The organism is Clostridioides sp. GD02367 (genome assembly GCF_045900275.1).
Classification (GTDB): domain Bacteria; phylum Bacillota; class Clostridia; order Peptostreptococcales; family Peptostreptococcaceae; genus Clostridioides; species Clostridioides difficile_A.
On the sequence record NZ_JBJODK010000039.1, the window covers coordinates 1 to 493 of the forward strand.

Annotated in this window: 2 tRNA genes and 1 rRNA gene; all 3 read left to right on the top strand. The window is 40.2% G+C overall.

Annotated features, from left to right (window positions below):
• Positions 1-186: 186 nt before the first annotated feature.
• The 3 genes from rrf to Q3223_RS19535 all read left to right on the top strand — a co-directional run bounded on the left by rrf (position 187) and on the right by Q3223_RS19535 (position 485).
• Positions 187-303, top strand: a 5S ribosomal RNA gene (gene rrf, locus Q3223_RS19525).
• A 5-nt stretch (positions 304-308) separates the two neighbouring features.
• Positions 309-397, top strand: a tRNA-Leu gene (locus tag Q3223_RS19530).
• An 11-nt stretch (positions 398-408) separates the two neighbouring features.
• A tRNA-Ile gene (locus tag Q3223_RS19535) sits at positions 409-485 on the top strand.
• Positions 486-493 lie beyond the last annotated feature (8 nt).

Consider the following 493-nt stretch of genomic DNA (forward strand, 5'->3'; position numbering starts at 1 on the left):
CATTCAGTAAAATATATGTGTAGTTTTTAGAGTGCTAACTCTATATATTTAAACTTGTCAAAACTTATAGATTTTTAATACTTTTTTAATTAAAAAATCGAATAAAAAAAGTATTGACACAACAAGACAAAGATGTTATTATAATACTTGTCTTAGAAAAAAGTTAAATGAAAATTTAGACAATAATCTGGTTATAATAGCAGAGAGGATACACCTGTTCCCATTCCGAACACAGAAGTTAAGCTCTCTAGCGCTGATGGTACTTGGTGGGAAACTGCCTGGGAGAGTAGGACATAGCCAGGTGATGTGCCGAAGTGGCGGAACTGGCAGACGCACAGGACTTAAAATCCTGCGGGACTTACCTCTCGTACCGGTTCGATTCCGGTCTTCGGCACCACAAATTATTGTGGGCCATTAGCTCAGTTGGTTAGAGCGCCCGGCTCATAACCGGTAGGTCTGGGGTTCGAGTCCCTGATGGCCCACCACAATAATT